We start from the raw sequence: 18,069 nt of genomic DNA on the forward strand, positions 1-18,069 counted from the left end.
TAACTAGCAAGCCCTTTCTTCACACCAGAACGCCGCATCCGACAGATTCACCCTGCCAGATGCGGCGTTTTCGTGCCCGCTACTCTTGAAAGTCTTCCTAAAAACCCTCCCGGAGGGGCTCCTGTGCGAAAACCTCAACCTGCTGTATAATCGTTCACCGAGCAAGGGAGTATCCCACCAATCGACTCATCGTCAGCACGTTAGCCGAAGGCGTCTAACCGGTGAATCGAGCCGACCTCCATTCAGGTCGGCGGGAGAGACTTGTGGTCCTGTACGCACACCACAAGAAAGGCTCCCCATGGAAGTTACCGGGTTGCAATGGTTGGTTACTATTCTCATCATCGCGGGTCTGTTGGCCTTCGATTTCGTGTTCCACGTCCGTAAGGCGCACGAACCCACCGTTAAGGAAGCGGCCATCTGGTCGAGTATTTACATCGGCATCGCGCTGCTGTTCGGCCTGTACATTTTCGTGACGAACGGCCCGACCGCCGCCACCGAATTCTACGCAGGCTACATCACCGAAGAAGCTCTCTCGGTCGATAACCTCTTCGTCTTCATGATCATTATGGGCACGTTCCGTGTCGCCCGTGAGAATCAGCAGAAGGTCCTGCTCTTCGGTATCGTCTTCGCGATTCTGGCGCGCGGCACCTTCATCTTCGCCGGCGCGGCAATCATTAACTCCTTCGCCTGGGTGTTCTACATCTTCGGCCTGGTCCTGCTCATGACCGCAGGTAACCTGCTCAAGGACGAACTCACCGAAGGCGACGGCGACGACGAGGCAGACAACATCATGGTCCGCCTCGCCAAGAAGTACCTGAAGACCAGCGATCACTTCGACGGCGACAAGCTCTTCACCATCGAAAATGGCAAACGCGTCATGACCCCCATGATGCTCGTCATGGTCGCTATCGCGGGCTCCGACCTGCTCTTCGCACTCGACTCGATCCCCGCGATCTTCGGCCTCACCCAGTCCGTCTACATCGTGTTCACTGCGACCGCGTTCTCCCTCATGGGTCTGCGCCAGCTGTACTTCCTGATTGACGGTCTGCTGGACCGCCTCGTCTACCTGTCCTACGGCCTGGCGACCATCCTCGCGTTCATTGGTGTGAAGCTCATCCTGCACGCGATGCACGAGAACAACCTGCCGTTCATTAACCACGGCGAGTCCGTACACGTTGTGGAGATTACCACCGAAATGTCTCTGCTGGTCATCGTGAGTGTCCTGATTATTACCGTGCTCGCCTCGCTGCTCAGCCCCAAGGGCCGCGCGCTGCAGACCATTCAGCGCGTGCAGGCGCTCTCCGAGAAGTACCTGGCACTGCCCGAGGATGCACCCGCTGCCGAGCGTGCGGACATCACCGCCCGCTGGCAGAAGGAAACCGAGAAGCTCAACGCCATTCCCGCCAAGCTGCGTGACGAGCTGATCGAGAAGGAAGACGAATACCACGCCCTCGTGATGCGTGCCCGCACCGCACAGGATGCGCACGCTTCCTCCTCGAAGTAGTAGTTTGAGCTACTGAGCTTGCGGCCTCACCAGGCTAAGCGCTAACACTAAAGCCCCTCACACCGGATCAACCGGGGTGAGGGGCTTTAGCTATATCAGATATATTTCAGAAGAATTACTGGTTGTGAACCTCAGCCAGCATGTTCTTCAGGTGACCCAGAATGGTCAGCGAGTCAGAACCGAAACCGTCGTGGTGGTGGGTCTTCGAGGTCCACACGTGGGTGTTGCCGACCCAGCGAGCGGTCTCCATGGAGTGCTCAAAGTCCACGTACACGTCCGGGTTGTACGCCGCAGCCACCACGGGAACCTCGTTCTTGTGCAGCTGTGCGTGGTCGTACAGGCGGCCCCAGTCCTTCTTCTCAGCCAGCAGGTTTGCAACCTCAGCCAGCGGACGCAGCGAGGGATCCTCCTCGTAGTACCAGGGGAAGATGTGCTCGCCGGTGAAGAGCAGACGGTCCGCATCCGGTGCGAACTCGGGGCGGGAAGCCGCCACGCGAGCAGCAGACCAGTTGGTCGGTGCGGGGGAGGGGGACAGCTCGTAGCCGGGGATGCCGGGCAGAACGCCGTCAGCGGGGCCGTCAGCGTAAATGGTCTCGTGCATCAGGGCGTACAGCGGGTTCGCCTGGAAGGTCACCTCGGCACCCATGGCGGTCAGGAACTGATCGGACAGGTGGTCGTTACCCTCAGCGAAAGCGGTCTCCAGGAAGTAGTGCAGACCGCGCTCGCGCCAGCGGCCACCCAGGAAATGGCCGGCCATCTGGAAGCGGTGATCGGTCAGACGCTCACCGGTGGGCAGGTACTCCTTGTGGGTGCGCAGGTGCTCAGCAATGCGGGTAGCGAGCTCAGCGTCCTCGGGGAACCAGCTGTAGTACTCCTCAACACGTTCCTTCATGCGGTCGAAGGTGTGCTGGTAGACGTTGTCCACGGAGGTGCGAATCGGCGCCAGGCCCGCGGTGATGCGGCAGTCACGCAGCGACTGCGGTGCGAACGACAGGTAGGACAGGGTCAGGAAGCCACCGAAGGACTGACCAATGGTGGACCAGCGCTTGTCGGCACGGTCAGCCAGCAGCACCTCGCGGACAGCCTCCGCGTCAGCGATGATGGAGTCCGCACGGAACAGCTCAGTGTACTCAGCCTGAACCTGCGCGTCACCCACAGCGGTGATGGTGCGGGCAGACAGCGGGGAAGACATGCCGGTACCGCGCTGATCCAGAAGAACCACGCGGTGAGTCTTCGCCAGCTCAGCAATCCAGCCGCCAATGGAGCCGGTCTTCGGCGAACCGAAACCGGGGCCGCCCTGCAGGTACACAATGTAAGGACGCTTATCAGCCGAAACGGTCAGAGTTTCGTTGGTGCTCACAACCTCGCGGGCGAACACGGTGATGGTCTGGTCAGCGAAACGGGAGGAGAGAGCGGCATCCTTGCCCTTGGAGAAAATCAGACCGTGGGTCAGGGGAACCTGGAACCAGTGGTCGGTAATCTCGTAGCCGTCGTGCTTGACGACCGAACCCTTGCGGTACTCAACCTTGGGAAGCGAAGAAACGGTCAACGGTGAACCTTCTTTCATTCAAATAGATAGATACTCTGTATTCTAGCCCACTACGGGCAACATCGTGGCAGAGCCTCGGGCGGAGTCTCAATCAGAGCCTCAGACGGAGCCTTAGAACTCGCCCACGCTCAGGATCTTCAGCACCGGGTAACCCGCCTCATCGGATGCCGCCAGATCAACCTCGGCACGAATACCGAAGTCAAAGTTATCTTCGGGGTCGGCGAAGCTCTGCTGAACCTTCCACACGCCCGGGTGAGCGGCGGTGTCCTCATCCATGCTGACCAGACGAGGCGAGCGCGCGTCGGCGTCCGTGTAGATGTCGTCGTAGGTGTCGAAGTAGTCGTCCATGGCGTCTGCCCAGCGGTCGGCATCCCAGCCGCACCATTCGTCGAGGGCGCCCAGGGCACGGTCACGCTCGTCAGCGAAGAGCTCCACGCGGCGGAAGAGGGCGTTGCGTACCATCACGCGGAAGGCGCGCAGGTTCTTCGTCACGGCGGGAGGCTCTTCCTCCTCGATGGAGGCGTGCTCGGCCGCAATGGTTGCGGTGTCTTCGCCGGCAGCCAGCTTCTCCCATTCGTCCACCAGGGAGGAGTCGGTCTGGCGTACCAGCTCGCCGAGCCACTCGATGATGTCGTCGAGCTCGTCAGTCACGGCAGAATCGGGGATGGTGTGTCGCAGTGCCTTGTACGCGTCAGAGAGGTAGCGCAGAAGCACGCCCTCGGCGCGTTCCAGCGAGTAGAACTGCACGAAGTCGTTGAAGCCCATTGCGCGTTCGTACATGTCACGCACAATCGACTTGGGGCGCGGTTCAAAACGAGCCACCCAGGGTGCGGACTGCTTGTAGGTCGTGTACGCCTGATCGATGAGCTCCGCCAGGGGCTGCGGGTAGGTGACCTTGTCCAGCTCGTTCATGCGTTCGGTGTAGTCCACACCGTCCGCCTTCAGCTGTGCCGACAGTTCGTTCTTCGCCTTGCGTTCCTGCGCGTACAGCACCTGGTTCGGCGAATCCAGGGTCGCCTCAATGAGGGAGAGCGCGTCCAGTGCGTAGCTGGGGGATTCGGGGTCGAGCAGTTCCAGCGCGGCGACCGCAAAAGCGGACAGCGGCTGGTTCAGGGCAAAGTTATCCTGCAGGTCCTCGGTCAGGCGCAGGTAGGAGCCGTGCTCGTCCGGGGTGTTGGTTCGCTCGATCACGCCGCCGGTCAGCAGTTCCTTGTAGATGCCGATTGCCTTGCGCAGCAGCTCGCGGCGGCGCGCGGGGCTCTCGTGGTTCTCCTGAATGATGCGGTACGCGGCAATGACCGGGTTCTCTGGGCGGTGCATCAGGTTCAGTAGCATCGAATGGGTGATGTCGAAGGAGGAGGTCAGCGGCTCCGGGGCGGCTTCTACCAGTTGCTTGAAGGTCTTCTCGGACCAGCCAACGAACCCTTCCGGCGCCTTCTTACGCTTGGAGGACAGCGACTGGTTAATGCGCTTGGTGTCGTCACCGAACTTCGCCTGAGCCTTAGCCAGCAGGCGAGCGTTCTCAATATCGTGCTCGGGTGCCTGAACCACCACGGTGCCGGCGGTATCAAAACCGGCGCGGCCGGCGCGTCCAGCGATCTGGTGGAACTCGCGGGCACGCAGACGGCGGCTACGGGCACCGTCAAACTTCGACAGCGCCGTAATCAGCACGGTACGGATCGGCACGTTAATACCCACACCCAGGGTGTCGGTACCGCAAATCACCTTGAGCAGACCCTCCTGAGCCAGCTGCTCCACGAGGCGGCGGTACTTGGGCAGCATGCCCGCGTGGTGAATACCGATACCGGCACGCACCAGCTTATTCAGTGCCTTACCGAAGCCCGGACCGAAACGGAATTTCGCAATCAGCTCCGCGATGCGTTCCTTATCTTCCTTCGAGGCAATAGCCACCGACAGCAGCGCGTTCGCCTGCTCCAGCGCCGCCTTCTGCGAGAAGTGCACAATGTAGACCGGAGTCTGCTTGGTCTGCACGAGCTCCTGCACGGTTTCCTGAACCGGGGTGGTGGAGTAGTAGAAATGCAGCGGAATGGGACGCTCAGAGTGCGCCACCAGGTCGCTCTCGCGGCCGGTCAGTGCCGTCATCTCCTCCTGGAAGCGAGTCGTATCGCCCAGGGTCGCGCTCATCAGCAGGAACTGCGCCTGCGGAAGCTCCAACAGGGGAAGCTGCCACGCCCAGCCGCGCTGCGGGTCGGAGTAGAAGTGGAACTCGTCCATAATGACCTGGCAGAGGTCCGCATCCTTGCCCTCGCGCAGGGCAATATTGGCGAGAATTTCCGCGGTGCAGCAGATAATGGGCGCCTCCGTATTAATGGCGGAGTCGCCGGTAATCATGCCCACGTTTTCGGCACCAAAAATATTAATCAGGTCAAAGAACTTCTCAGACACCAGCGCCTTAATGGGGGCGGTGTAGTAGGAGCGCTGACCGGTCGCCAGGCCCGTAAAATGCGCGGCAACAGCCACAGTGGACTTACCGGAACCGGTCGGGGTTGCCAGCACCACGTTATGTCCGGCGGCAATGCTCAGAACGGCCTCGTCCTGGGCGGGGTACAGGGTCATGCCGCGGGTCGAAATCCACTCGGTGAAGGAATCATAGATTTCTTCGGCGGTGAGGGGGTTGCCCTTAAAATCGCGTCGATTGTAGTCGCCGGGATTCTCGCCCAGCGTGGAAGAAAGAAAATTCAAAATACTCATGAGGATTCCAGTCTATCGGGAATAGCGCGGGCGCGGGGGCGTTATCGTTACGAGGGAACAACAGGGTACTCGCGGAGTGCTTGCGGGGTGTTCACTGCATCTTTGCAGGGTGGTTGCGGTTCCTTCGCGGGGCGTTTATAGGGCGTTCGGGAGGCGCGGTGCCGCGCTAACGCGGGAATTCCCCAAATTCGTGTAGTGTAGAACAAAGCACTAAAAGTGCAGTGGTGCAAAAACCTGGTGCTCAGAAGGTCGAAAACGTAGGCCTCCAAGCCGCATAGATTACCGCGTAGATGCAGAATCCGCCGATTGATGTCGGTGCATGTTGAGCGGCTGATACAAACTCCAAAATACGTTGCATAAATGACGACACGCCCATCTATGGTGCAAATAGTGTTGCGTGCCACATTGATAAAGGAATAGGGTAAGAGAAAGGAGAGACGTTGAATGACTGAATACAACGCTGACAAGGCACAAGAAAACGCCGCGCGTGAAGAAGCTACGCATGAAGAATCCATGCATAACAAAACCACGCAGGAAAAAGCCGCTCAGAAGAAAACTGCGCAGAAAAAAGCTGCACAGGAAGTAACCGGTAGCGAACAGCGCAAGGCCGAAGAGGAAGCCCTCAAAAAGCGCCTCGCCCTGCGAGTCACCGCACCCGGATACAAATACCCCTGGCACCGCTGGGCAATCCCCGTCGTGGGTGAAACCACCGCAGGCATCGGCGCAATCCTGATCCCCGTCATGGTGGGTCAATTCATCAACCAGCACATCGCTGGCAAAGCCCCCGACGCCTGGCCCATGTTCTGGGTGGTCGTCGCATCCATCACCTTCATCGTGATTAACGAGTTCTTCGGCTGGGGTACCTCCATGACCCTCAGCGCGGAACTCGGCCGCGACTGGCGCATCTATATCAACCGGCTCATGGGACGCACCCGCACAACCGTTGATGCGGGTGAAGCAGTCACCGTCATGAACAAAGACGTACGCCGCATCACGGCCGTCTACTTCTCACTGCCGCTATTCGTCAATGCCATGATTATCGCGACCCTCGGTGCCGTGCAGCTCTGGCTCATCAACCCCGTCACCGCGATTGTCACCCTCATCGGTACGCTCATCGTGGTCGGCGTGATTGCCTGGTACTCGTCCTTCCTCGAATCCAAGATTGGCGAATACCGTGAGAAGGATGGCGAAGCCTCCTCACGCGCCTCCGACATCGCCACCGGTCTGCGCACCATCGCCGGCCTCGGTGCCGAAGAACAGATGCGTGAACGCTACCACCGCGGTACCGACGAAGTTTTCGACAGCTACATGCGCTATGAAAAGACGCACCGCTGGATGTTCCTCATCCGCGCGCTGCTCGGCGGTGCCGTGACCCTGCTCGGCGTCGGCTTCGCCCTCACCGGCCATGTCGAAAATGGCCGCTGGGTCTCCGACACCCCCGCCGCGTCCCTGGTGACCGTCGCCTCCATTATTGCGATGATGGGTGGCCCCATCTGGATTACCCAGAACTTTCTGACGGAATGGCGCTACGCCAAGATTGCGCTCGCCAAGGTCGCCCGGCTCGAAGGCCACGCGGGCGTACGCCAGGGCGTGCTGAAGAGCCCGCGCACCGACGAAGAAATGGCGCAGCTGGCACGCGTCGAACAGACAGTCGAAGCAAGCACCCTGGAGGTGCCCGTACCCGTCGCCCCCGCCGGTGCAAGCAACCCGCGCATCGTGTACGTCAACCCGCGCGACTACAACCTCACCGCGCAAGACTACGCTGAGGCGCTTGCCCGCACCCTGCGACACGGGGGAGAGGACCTCAAGGATGCCTCCGGCCGCCGCGTGCTGCTGAGCGAACCCAACCCCATGATTTTCGCTGGAACCCTGCAGGAGCACCTGCGCCTGGGCACCGTGCCGAATCCCGACGAGGAGCTGGCACAGGCAAAGGATGAGGAACTGCTGAAGATTACCGACTCCCGCGAAATCGCCTACCGACTGGGCGGACGCAACCCCGAAGACTACTTCGCCGCCCGCATCACCAGCGAAGGAGCGAACCTCTCGGGTGGTCAGCGTCAGCGTCTGGCACTCGCCCGCGCACTCGCACAGGACGCGCAGGTGCTCATTCTGACCGAGCCGCTGAACTCCGTGGACGAACCCAGCCAGCGCTACATCTACGATGCGATGGAAACCCAGGTCGGTAGCGACCGCCTGCCCGTCGGCTACCCCGGCCTGCTGCAGGATCTGGAGCAGGTCTACGTTGTCTCCACGACCGCGGAGACGACCCGCCGCATGGAACGCGACGGCTACCCCGTCGCTCAGGCAGAAACCCCCGCAACCACTCAGAATCAGGAGGTGAACTAGCATGGCAAAGCAGCTCCCCATCGAAAGCCCCGCCTACGTGGCACGCCGCATGTGGAACTACCTCGCAGCGCATAAGGGGCGGGCCCTCTACACCTTCGTCATCTACATGGTCAGCACCCTCATGGGTGCGGTGGTGCCCCTGCAGATTGGTGCCACCGTGGACGACGTGGTGGCGGGCAAGTTCTCCAGCTACCCGTGGCAGCCGATTCTGATTATCCTGGCGGCGTTCATTGTGCAGGCGATAACCCTTATGGTCTCCTCGTACAGTGCGGCGCGACTGGGTGCGCTCGTCACCCGTGACGCCAACCAGGACACCCTCGACGGCACCCTCGACCTGGACGCACGCACCGTGGAAGAAGCCGGCAGCGGCGACCTGCTCACCCGCGTGACCGACGACCTGTCCTCGGCAGCCAAGTCCGTCAGCGAGGATTTGCTCGGCGCAATCTACGTGGTGCTGTACTTCATTATCTCCACCATCTCGCTAGCGGTTGTGAGCCCGGCAATGGGCCTGATCATGCTGCCCATGATTGCCGGTCTTGCCCTCATCATGTCGAAGATGCTGCCGCTCATGGCGGCACGCAACCAGACCGCCCAGGAGCGCGTGAGCGACCTCAACAGCGTGCTGACCGAGAACATTCGCGGCACCTCCACGATCCGTGAGCTGGGCGTTCATGCCGCCCGCGAAGACGCCTTCGCCGGTGAGAACAAGCGCCAGTTCGCCGCGCAGCTGGGCATGGTGCGCATCCGCCAGCTGTACTTCACCGTGGACGCTATTAACGCTTGGATCCCCACGATTCTGTGTATGCTCTGGGGTGCCGCCTGCGTGGCTCTCGGCTGGGCAAGCTGGGGCGCCGTGGCGACCGCCTCGGTCATGGTTTTCAGCCTGCGAGTCCTCGCCGACATGCTGAACCACCACGTCAGCAGCCTGCGCATCATGCTGGTGAACATGGGTCGTGTGTTCGGTGTGGTCTCCCTGGCGAAGAAGCAGCGTGAGGCGCGTGCACAGCACCGTGCCGAAGCGTTCGCCGCCGTATCTGATGAAGCCGTGAAGAACCCGGAGTACGCCATTGACTGCACCGACGTCTCCTACGGCTACTCGCCGGACGCCCTCGTTCTGGAAGGTATCAACCTGAAGATTCGCCGCGGTGAGGCACTTGCCCTGGTGGGTCGTTCCGGTTCGGGTAAGACCACCCTGGCTCGTCTGATTGGTGGTTCGCTGACCGCCCTGGAAGGCACCATCACCGTGATGGGCCGCCCGGTCGGTCACGGCGACTTCCCGACCGATGCCGCCGCCGATGGCCGCCCGCGCCTGCTGGTCTGCACCCAGGAAGCGCACGTCTTCTTCGGTACTCTCGCCGATAACTTTACGGTGGTCGTGCCGGATGCAACCGTCGAGCAGATGGGCGAGGCACTGGACGCTATCGGTGCCCGCTGGTGGCGCGACCTGCCGCAGGGCATGGATACTGTCGTGAGCGGCGCGGATTCGCCGCTGACCCGCGACCAGATTCAGCAGCTGGCGCTGGCACGTATTGTGCTTGCTGACCCGCACGCCGTGATTCTGGACGAGTCCACCACCCAGCTGGAGCTCGCGGACGCAACCGAGTCCCTGAGCGCCGTGCTGGCGAACCGTGCGGTGCTGATCATTTCGCACGATGCGCGTATCGCCTCGCTGGCTGACCGCGCGGTCCTGCTGCACGAGGGTAGGATCATTGCGGAGGGTTCACCGGCAGAGATTTTCGCCCTGACCTAAACCCGGCTGATAGTGCCCGGCTGATAGTGCCCGGTACCGTGTGAAGCGGTGCCGGGCACTACGTGTTTAACGGGTGGTTTCCGTACAAGGGTGCACTGAAATCGGCGGCGGGAGCACTCGCAAGAGTGCAAGACTCAAACGAAAATTTCGGAGAGATTCACTTGTTACCCGCAGAACTTTTAGCTACGGAGAATCATTGTGATAACCTGGCAGAGCGATATGGGGTGCCTTGAGACGCCCGCGACCCGCTAACCCGCCCAACTGACCGCCCAACGAAGGGCTACGGCACAGCGAAGAGCTACAGCACAGCGGGCGCACGAAACGGCGTAATAACACTCAAGGCTGAGAGAATCACCCATTGAACCTGCTCTAGTTCGAACTAGCGAAGGGATTATCGATCATGGCAGAGCAGCCTACCGCGCCCTCGTGCGCACCCACCTCCAACCCCTCGACCCTCTCCAACCCTGCACCCGGCGCGAGCGCCTCCGGAGCATCCGGGGTACCCCAGACAGCTCGGGTGCCGAGGGTTCTCTCCATTGCGGGAACCGACCCCTCCGGCGGTGCAGGTATCCAGGCGGACCTCAAGTCCATTGCCGCATCCGGCGGTTACGGCATGTGTGTGACCACCTCACTGGTCGCCCAGAACACGTGCGGGGTTCGTGAAGTGTTCACCCCGCCCCTGGAATTTTTGACCGCGCAGCTTGCCGCCGTTTTTGATGACGTCACGGTTGACGCCGTGAAAATCGGCATGCTCGGCGACGCAGACACGATCCGCACCGTCCGCACCTGGCTGAGCGAGCATCCGGTGCCCGTGGTTGTGCTCGACCCGGTCATGATTGCTTCTAGCGGTGACCGCTTGCTGCAGGCGGAAGCGGAGCAGGCGCTGCGCGATCTCGTGCCGCTCGTGAATGTGATTACCCCGAACATTCCGGAGCTTGCCGTGCTCTGTGAGAAGGAGCCCGCTCAGACTTTCGATGAGGCGCACGAGCAGGCGGCGAACCTTGCGGCGGCGACCGGAACTACCGTGATTGTGAAGGGCGGCCACCTGTGTGGTCAGGACGCCGGTAACACCGCGGTCTTCCCGGACGGCACCTGCGCGCACGTGCGCACCCCGCGTCTGGACAGCCGCAATACGCACGGCACCGGATGCTCCCTATCCTCTTCGCTGGCAACCCGCCTGGGAGTGGAGCTGCTCCAGCACGCCGAAGTCGCAGAACACACCGCAGAGCAGAGCGTTCTGACCAGCGAAGACACCCACCGCGCCCTGCAGTGGAGCACCCGCTGGCTCCACGAATCCATTGCCGCAGGTGCCGGGCTACAGGTCGGCTCCGGTGAGGGCCACGGCCCGGTGGACCACGCCGCCCGTGCCCGCCGCCTGGAGGCTGCCGCCTCCGCATACCCGTGGCATCACCTGCTCGCCACCACCGACTCTGAGGGCAATACTCTGGACGGCACCAGCCCGGAGCGTCTGCTGCCGGTCAGCCCCGTGCCCGCCGGTGAAGCCGTCGTAAAGCCCGCCGGACCCTGGACCGCCGCCCTCTGGGCAGCCGGTGGCGAAACCTGGCACCAGATCCTGGACCTGCCCTTCGTGCGTGCCCTCGGTGATGGCACCCTCGACGAGGACCTGTTCGCCTTCTACCTGGACCAGGATGCCCTCTACCTGCGTGATTATTCGCGTGCGCTCGCGACTCTCTCGGCGCGTGCTGACACCGCTGAGGCGCAGGTGCACTGGGCCGCCGGTGCGCATGAGGCGATTGCCGCCGAATCGCAGCTGCACGAGGGCTGGCTGGCGAACCGTGCGCGTCTGGGTGGCCCCTCGCCGATTACGATGGGGTACACGAATTTCCTGCGTGCCTCCGCCGCCGGTGATGATTACGTGGTCGGTGCCGCCGCTATCTTGCCCTGCTACTGGCTGTACGAAGAGGTGGGCGCTGTGCTCTCCTCGCAGAATCACGCGGACCACCCGTACGCGGAGTGGCTGAGCATGTACGGTGGCGAAGAGTTCGCCGCGGAGGTGGCGCGTAGCCTCGCGGAGGTGGAGCGTGCGTTTGAGACGGCTTCACCGGCTCAGCGTGTGCGCGCGGCGCGGGCGTACCTGTCGGCGTGCGTGTACGAGCGTGAGTTCTTTGACCAGGCGCACCGAGCATTGCGTTAGTTTGCCGGGCGCTGCGCTAGATGATAGGCGCCGATTTTTGGGCTGAATACCGCCCCGGCATGGCGTGAGATGGGTGATTGATGCTTCACTCAAGCTACCGACGGTTCGGTGGTTGTGCCGGTTATGCTTAAGGCGTCGGTGAAAACCGTTTGCGGCAGGATTCCGGCCCTCACCCAACTGGCTGATGTACCTGCCGCGCCCGCACCTCTACGGCGTGTAACCGACCAGTTTGGCCCGTCGCAACCACCTCATCCAACCCCCGCGGCGGGCCAAACGCCTTCCTTCTAGCTTTCGCGAAGAATGTTCGGCATAGAAATATCCCGTGCAGATACTCTCATCTGCACGGGATATTTCTATATGTCTAACCGCTGCGAATCAGCCGCCGCGGCTAGTGCGTCAGGCTAGGGGAGAAGCGCCTACTTGCTCTCACCCTTGAGCGCGCCCACGAGCGGACCAATCACGTCCATGGGCAGCGGGAAGACCACGGTCGAGTTCTGGTCGGCACCCAGCTCCAGCAGGGTCTGCAGGTAACGCAGCTGCAGGGAAGCGGGGGACTGGCTCAGAATGTCGGATGCTTCCTTCAGCTCGCTGGAGGCCTCCAGCTCACCGCGTGCCGAAATGATCTTTGCACGGCGCTCACGCTCAGCCTCAGCCTCGCGAGCCATGGCGCGCTGCATAGCCTCGGGAATCTCAACGTCCTTGATTTCGACGAGCTCCACCTGAATACCCCACGGCTCGGTGCGCGAACCGATGATGGAACGCAGGTCCTCGTTCAGGTCCTCGCGGTGTGCGAGCAGGGTGTCCAGGTCAACGCGGCCGAGCAGGGAACGCAGGGTAGTCTGCGCGATCTGGCTGGTGGCAATCGGGTAGTTCTCGACCTCGAGCACGGCGTTCTTGGCGTTGGTCACGCGGAAGAGAACCACGGCGTTCACGCGGGCGGGAACGTTGTCCTTGGTGATGACTTCCTGCGGGGGAATGGTCAGGGTGATAACACGCATATCAACGCGCTGCAGGGAGTCAACGAGGGGGAAGACGACGTTCAGGCCGGGCTTCAGCTCCGAACGCAGGTGACCGAAGCGGAAAGAGATGCCACGCTCGTATTCGGGGATGACGCGGAACATACGAATCAGAATAAAAAGAACAATGACGGCAACTGGGATGAGGATAGTTGCCAGAGTGACGGGATCCATGGTTTTCCTTCACAAATATTGGGGGAGGACGGTATGTGTGCCCACCTGCCCGCGCCTCGTACGGTGCAGGTAGTAGGGGGTGCCCGGTAACCGGGCTGGGGGGGGGAGTTTTGGGAGGGGAATTTTCCGTCCCGGCGTACATCGCGGCGGTCGGTGCTTTAGCGGCACCCCGCATGGAAAACTCAAAAGAGGAATAAAAGAGAATTCCATGCAGGGTGGCCGTCGAAGCCAACAGACGGGACCAATCGACCGGTCAGCCGCCGGAACGGAAAAACTTGTGCAGCGCTACTTCTTCGCCATCTGCTCTGCCAGCTTTTCGGCAGCCTCAACCTCAGCCAGGTTCTGCTCCTGCAGGACCTCATTCGTGGTCTTGTGCAGTCGCTTAACCGAGGTGCCGGTACCGCTCCATGCGGGGCGGTCCGGGTCGAGGGCAGAGGTACGAACCGGCAGGGTTGCCTCCGCAATCATCTGCTTGCGGGTCTGCTCGGTACGGCGCTTACGCTCATTCGACACGCCACCCCACTTCGCCGCGAAACGGTCCATCTTCACGTTCACCGATTCGTCAGCGGTGGATGCGTGAATATGCTTCGGATCGTTCTCGAAGTTCGCGGGGGAACGCATGAGCTTCACAGCCAGCGGGTAGGTCAGCGACAGGCAGACCACCGCGGCGGCACCCTCCACCAGAAGCTCCAGCGGGGAGTGCCAGACGATGGCGGCACCAATCAGCATGACCACGCCCAGCAACGAGACAGCAACCGCCAGCCCGCGGTGGAAACGACCCGACTCGGAGTAGGGCCATTCGTCCACTTCACGGGTGAGCTCGCGGCCGTTCGCCGAGACGGTGCAGCTGTCCTTAATCGGGCAGGTGTTGCACACGCTGGGCTTGGCGCGGTAACGCATCACTCGGTTATCCGAGTCGAATGCGGTCGCCCACAGCCACTGGTCTTCGGGGCAGAGCCACGCGTCGCTCTCTTCGTGGTAGGTGAACCCGAAGGTTCGCGCCGCCACCATGCGCTGGCTGGTGCGCTTGGCGAGAATATCGAAGCCCCAACCCACGGCGACCAGGCCTAGCGCGTACACGCAGGCCAGCCACACGAGGAAAGAAACTCCAGCAATCTGCTCAGGCATGGTTAGCCTCGACGATCGCTACGGTAGGGGCTGGTCTGCTCGGGCAGTTCCTCGGCAGCCTTAGCGCCGGCGAACTCTGCGATGCGAGCGTCCTCAACCACCTCGTACAGCGGCGGTTCGGGCAGCTCCAGGACGGTTTCCTTAGCGTTCTTGGAGAAGATCTCCTTGATACCCAGCAGAGCCAGCTTAATCAGCGGGATAATGCCGACCAGGAAGATGACGTCACCAGGCATACGCATCCAACCCATCACGGCGGAAGCGCCGTCGTGAATGAACGCGAAGGAACGAGCCTCGTAGTAGCCTTCACCCACGGACTTGTACAGCTGAGCAATACCCAGCGGCAGCAGCGAGATGAAGGACATCCACAGCAGACCAATGTTCAGGGTCCAGAAGGAGAACTTCAGACCCTTCTCAGGCCACTTGTCCTCAGGGAGCAGGTAGCGCAGACCAAACACCGCGAACGCAATCGCGAGCATACCGTACACACCCATCATGGATGCGTGTGCGTGGTTTGCGGTCAGCGCCGTACCAATCTCGAAGTAGGACACGATCGGCAGGTTAATCAGGAAGCCGAACACACCCGCGCCGAGGAAGTTCCAGAAGCCCACAGCAATCAGGAACATAACAGCCCAACGGTGCGGGAAAGGCTTGGTGCGGTTGGAGTACTGGCGAGCACCCAGCTGCATGAAGCCCCACGCCTCAACGGTCAGGAAGGTCAGCGGGATAACCTCAGCAGCCGAGAAGAACGCACCGAATGCCATCTGCTCGGAGGGGGTACCGACGAAGTAGGTGTGGTGCAGAGTACCGATTACACCACCGACGGAGTAGAGCACGGCGTCCATCATGATGATGGAGATCGCGATGCGCTCGCGGACCACGCCGAGCAGCACGAAGATGTACGCCACCATGACGGTGGTGAAAAGTTCGAGGAAGTCCTCCACCCAGAGGTGAACCACCCAGAATCGCCAGAATTCGGCGACGGTCACGTGAGTACGCTGACCTGCGAGCAGGCCGACCGCGTAGAACATGGGGATGGCGAGGCCGGAGAAGAGGAACAGCCACGGCAGGGAGGTCTTCTTCGAGCCCTTCAGGCGAGCGGAGAGGGTACGCCAGACGATGACGATCCAGATGAACATACCCGCGGTGAGCAGGATCTGGAAGAATCGCGGCAGGTCCAGGAACTCCCACTGCTGCGAGAAGAAGCCGGTGAATTCCTTGGGGATGAGGCCCTTCTGAGAGAACCATTCGTTCAGCAGCGAGCCGAGGACCACGAAGACCACGGCGCCGATGAGAACATAGGTGAGCGGACCCTGCTTCTTGGGTTCGCGGCGGGTAATCAGCGGGGCGATGAAGATACCGCCCGCCAGGAACGCGCCTGCGGTCCAGAAGAGGGAGAGCTGAAGGTGCCAGGTTCGGGATACCGTGTAGGGCAGCAACTGGCCCATGTCGATACCGAAGAATCCGGTGAGTTCTTCACGGTAGTGCTCGGTGAGCGCACCCACCAGAGCCTGCAGCAGGAACAGCACCAGGATCGTTGCGAAGAGCAGGCAGGCTGCCTTCTGCGAGGGGGTCAGGCGAACTTCGTCGGGCTGACGGAAGTCGAGGACGGGTGCCTCTTCCGCGTGCCAGCCGATAGCGCGGGACCAGCGGCCGTAGATGGCGAACATCAGACCGGTACCACCGATGAGGGCAATCAGGGAGAGTGCCGACCAGACCATCAGATCCGCGGTGGGCTTGTTGTCCACGTTGGGTTCGGAGGGCCAGTTGTTGGTGTAGGAGTAGGGCTGGTCGGGGCGGTCTGCCGCCGATGCCCATGCGGTCCAGCCGAAGAAAGCGACGATGTCGTGCAGTTCTTCGTCGTTCTTAATGGCGTTGGGGAACAGGCCCTGCGAGGTGTCACCCTTCATCAGGGTTTCGCGGTAGTGCTTGAGCATGAGCTGGTAGCCCTTGGTCTCACCAGCGGACCAGGTGATGGTCTTAGTCTGCTCGTCGTACTTGTTCTCCTTGCGCCACTCGTTCTTTACGAGTTCGCGGGGGTCCTGCTTGCCCTGTTCACGGTACTCCTTGACGGCAGCATCGGTGGTCAGGCGCAGGTATTCTGCAGTGTAGTCGGGGCCGAGGTAGGCACCGTGACCCAGAACGGATCCGTACTGCTGCAGGCCGCGTCCCTGGAACAGTTCCTGACCGTGCAGGATCTGTTCTTGGGTTGCGATAGTTTTGCCGTCGTTGCCGACGATTTTGTCGGGGAGCGGCATGGAGAGTGCGTAGGTGCGCATTGCAAGGACTGCCATGATGGTGAAGCCCAGGAGCATCACAAACGCAACAGCCTGTACCCAGCCTTTTCCGGCATAGGCACCGACCGTGTCTGAGCGGCGGGCAATCTTTGCTGCCTGCGCACGCGAGACGGGTTTTGTAGCCATAGTGTATGTCTCCAGTGTGCGTGGAATTTGTAGGTGGAGTGGTCCCGACGCACATCCGCTGGAGGGGCGGCTCACTATGTTCAGGGTGAATCGTCCTTGAGGGAGGTGCGACAGCCCACCCTGCTCTCATTTTTGCATATTAAATGCGCATTTACGAAACTTTGCTGACGTAGCGTCATAATGTGACACGGCTATTTGGCGGGGAAATCAGTAATCATAAGGCCGAAAACCTGAAATATTACGTTGAGGTTGAACCCTTAGCTTCCGTGCCACTTCCTCGCCTGTAGCGGGGGAGGAGGCGCCGGGGTGGAAGCTGCGCAGACTCCCTCAATCGGGGCTTTTACTCAGGCTCCTACTCGAGCTCCTGCCGGGGTTCTCGCAGGAACCTGGGCGGGAGGCGCATCCCAGCATGTGGAAGGGGAGCGCGGCACCCCTCACGTGCCTACACTCGGGTGTGGAATAATAAAACCCGACGCTACTAAACACAGTACAAATTTTTTGCGGCACAGGTTACCGCAGTACAGATTTTGTGCTCTTTGGCGGCGTATATTCAGAAGGGGTCACTCGCCCCGCATCCACGGCGGACCGCCGCCACAGCCCGCAATCTATCGGCACCTCAGGAGAGTTCACGTGCTTCTCTACAAATCCACCCAGAAAGCAGTCACCGGAATCCTGCGCACCGTCTTCCGCGCCCGCGTGACCGGACTCGAAAACTTCCCCGCCACCGGCCCGGTGATTGTCGCCTCCAACCACCTGTCCTTCCTGGACTCCATCATTATTTCTGCCATGATGCCGCGTCGCGTGGCGTTCCTCGCCAAGGCTGAGTACGTGAACACTCCCGGCCCGCGCGGCAAGATGATGAAGGCATTCTTCGAAGCCGTGGACATCATTCCCGTGAACCGCTCCGACCGTTCCGAATCGCTCAAGGCGCTCGATATTGCCCTGGAGAAGCTGCAGGAGGGTAAGGTCTTCGGCATTTACCCCGAGGGCACCCGCTCCCGCGACGGCTACCTGTACCGCGGCAAGATTGGTGTGGCGTGGCTGGCGCACATGACCGGCGCGCCCGTGGTTCCGGTTGGTCTGATTGGCACCGACCGCCTGCAGAAGCCCGGCTCGAACATGATTTACCCGCGCCGCTTCACGATTCGTGTAGGTAAGCCGCTCTACTTTGAGAAGACCGGCGAGAAGATGACCGGCAAGCAGCGCCGCGTCACCACCGACGCGATCATGGATGAGATTGCTCAGCTGTCCGGTCAGGCACGCAAGCACGAATACAACGTTTCGCCCTCAGCCGCACGTGACGCAGGCTAGGGCA

Annotated in this window: 10 protein-coding genes; 5 read left to right on the forward strand and 5 right to left on the reverse strand. The window is 61.3% G+C overall.

Annotated features, from left to right (window positions below; translation table 11 throughout):
* Nucleotides 1-298 precede the first annotated feature (298 nt).
* A complete protein-coding gene (locus AB8C10_RS01625; RefSeq protein ID WP_368866624.1) occupies nucleotides 299-1,504 on the forward strand; it encodes a TerC family protein in 1,206 nt (401 codons plus the stop codon).
* Nucleotides 1,505-1,619: 115 nt separating this feature from the next.
* Here the strand turns inward: AB8C10_RS01625 and AB8C10_RS01630 are convergent, their stop codons facing one another.
* Together AB8C10_RS01630 and AB8C10_RS01635 are read right to left on the reverse strand one after the other, a co-directional pair.
* Nucleotides 1,620-3,071 carry an alpha/beta fold hydrolase gene (locus AB8C10_RS01630; RefSeq protein ID WP_070616310.1) on the reverse strand — a complete coding sequence of 484 codons (1,452 nt, stop codon included), beginning with the start codon at nucleotides 3,069-3,071 and terminating at the stop codon, nucleotides 1,620-1,622.
* 93 nt (nucleotides 3,072-3,164) lie between these two features.
* On the reverse strand, nucleotides 3,165-5,765 hold the full coding sequence (locus AB8C10_RS01635; RefSeq protein ID WP_368866625.1) for a DEAD/DEAH box helicase: 2,601 nt from the start codon (nucleotides 5,763-5,765) through the stop codon (nucleotides 3,165-3,167).
* A gap of 444 nt (nucleotides 5,766-6,209) precedes the next feature.
* Here AB8C10_RS01635 and AB8C10_RS01640 point away from each other — a divergent pair, with 444 nt between their 5' ends.
* The 3 genes from AB8C10_RS01640 to AB8C10_RS01650 all read left to right on the forward strand — a co-directional run bounded on the left by AB8C10_RS01640 (nucleotide 6,210) and on the right by AB8C10_RS01650 (nucleotide 12,016).
* Nucleotides 6,210-8,111 carry an ABC transporter transmembrane domain-containing protein gene (locus AB8C10_RS01640; RefSeq protein WP_368866626.1) on the forward strand — a complete coding sequence of 634 codons (1,902 nt, stop codon included), beginning with the start codon at nucleotides 6,210-6,212 and terminating at the stop codon, nucleotides 8,109-8,111.
* A gap of 1 nt (nucleotide 8,112) precedes the next feature.
* Entirely contained in the window at nucleotides 8,113-9,861 is a 1,749-nt protein-coding gene (locus AB8C10_RS01645; RefSeq protein ID WP_368866627.1) for an ABC transporter ATP-binding protein, read from the forward strand.
* A 400-nt stretch (nucleotides 9,862-10,261) separates the two neighbouring features.
* Nucleotides 10,262-12,016, forward strand: a complete 1,755-nt coding sequence (locus AB8C10_RS01650; RefSeq protein ID WP_236146119.1) for a bifunctional hydroxymethylpyrimidine kinase/phosphomethylpyrimidine kinase — start codon at nucleotides 10,262-10,264, stop codon at nucleotides 12,014-12,016.
* 416 nt (nucleotides 12,017-12,432) lie between these two features.
* Here AB8C10_RS01650 and AB8C10_RS01655 read toward each other — a convergent pair whose 3' ends face one another.
* From AB8C10_RS01655 to AB8C10_RS01665, 3 genes are all read right to left on the reverse strand, one after another.
* A complete protein-coding gene (locus tag AB8C10_RS01655) occupies nucleotides 12,433-13,206 on the reverse strand; it encodes a slipin family protein (RefSeq protein ID WP_005506196.1) in 774 nt (257 codons plus the stop codon).
* A 285-nt stretch (nucleotides 13,207-13,491) separates the two neighbouring features.
* Nucleotides 13,492-14,334: a transposase gene (locus tag AB8C10_RS01660; RefSeq protein WP_049353133.1), complete on the reverse strand. Its 843-nt coding sequence runs from the start codon at nucleotides 14,332-14,334 to the stop codon at nucleotides 13,492-13,494.
* A 2-nt stretch (nucleotides 14,335-14,336) separates the two neighbouring features.
* A complete protein-coding gene (locus AB8C10_RS01665) occupies nucleotides 14,337-16,754 on the reverse strand; it encodes a nitric-oxide reductase large subunit (RefSeq protein ID WP_368866628.1) in 2,418 nt (805 codons plus the stop codon).
* Between the two features lie 630 nt (nucleotides 16,755-17,384).
* Between AB8C10_RS01665 and AB8C10_RS01670 the strand changes: the two genes are divergently transcribed.
* Nucleotides 17,385-18,065 (forward strand): lysophospholipid acyltransferase family protein, encoded by a 681-nt coding sequence (locus AB8C10_RS01670; protein WP_294640995.1) that lies wholly within the window; start codon nucleotides 17,385-17,387, stop codon nucleotides 18,063-18,065.
* Nucleotides 18,066-18,069: the final 4 nt, after the last annotated feature.

Source organism: Rothia mucilaginosa, assembly GCF_964210535.1.
GTDB classification, from domain to species: Bacteria; Actinomycetota; Actinomycetes; order Actinomycetales; family Micrococcaceae; genus Rothia; species Rothia mucilaginosa_F.

Coding starts and splice junctions, on each gene's coding strand:
- AB8C10_RS01625 (WP_368866624.1), top strand. CDS start 299: ATGGAAGTTACCGGGTTGCAATGGTTGGTTACTATTCTCATCATCGCG.
- AB8C10_RS01630 (WP_070616310.1), bottom strand. CDS start 3,071: ATGAAAGAAGGTTCACCGTTGACCGTTTCTTCGCTTCCCAAGGTTGAG.
- AB8C10_RS01635 (WP_368866625.1), bottom strand. CDS start 5,765: ATGAGTATTTTGAATTTTCTTTCTTCCACGCTGGGCGAGAATCCCGGC.
- AB8C10_RS01640 (WP_368866626.1), top strand. CDS start 6,210: ATGACTGAATACAACGCTGACAAGGCACAAGAAAACGCCGCGCGTGAA.
- AB8C10_RS01645 (WP_368866627.1), top strand. CDS start 8,113: ATGGCAAAGCAGCTCCCCATCGAAAGCCCCGCCTACGTGGCACGCCGC.
- AB8C10_RS01650 (WP_236146119.1), top strand. CDS start 10,262: ATGGCAGAGCAGCCTACCGCGCCCTCGTGCGCACCCACCTCCAACCCC.
- AB8C10_RS01655 (WP_005506196.1), bottom strand. CDS start 13,206: ATGGATCCCGTCACTCTGGCAACTATCCTCATCCCAGTTGCCGTCATT.
- AB8C10_RS01660 (WP_049353133.1), bottom strand. CDS start 14,334: ATGCCTGAGCAGATTGCTGGAGTTTCTTTCCTCGTGTGGCTGGCCTGC.
- AB8C10_RS01665 (WP_368866628.1), bottom strand. CDS start 16,754: ATGGCTACAAAACCCGTCTCGCGTGCGCAGGCAGCAAAGATTGCCCGC.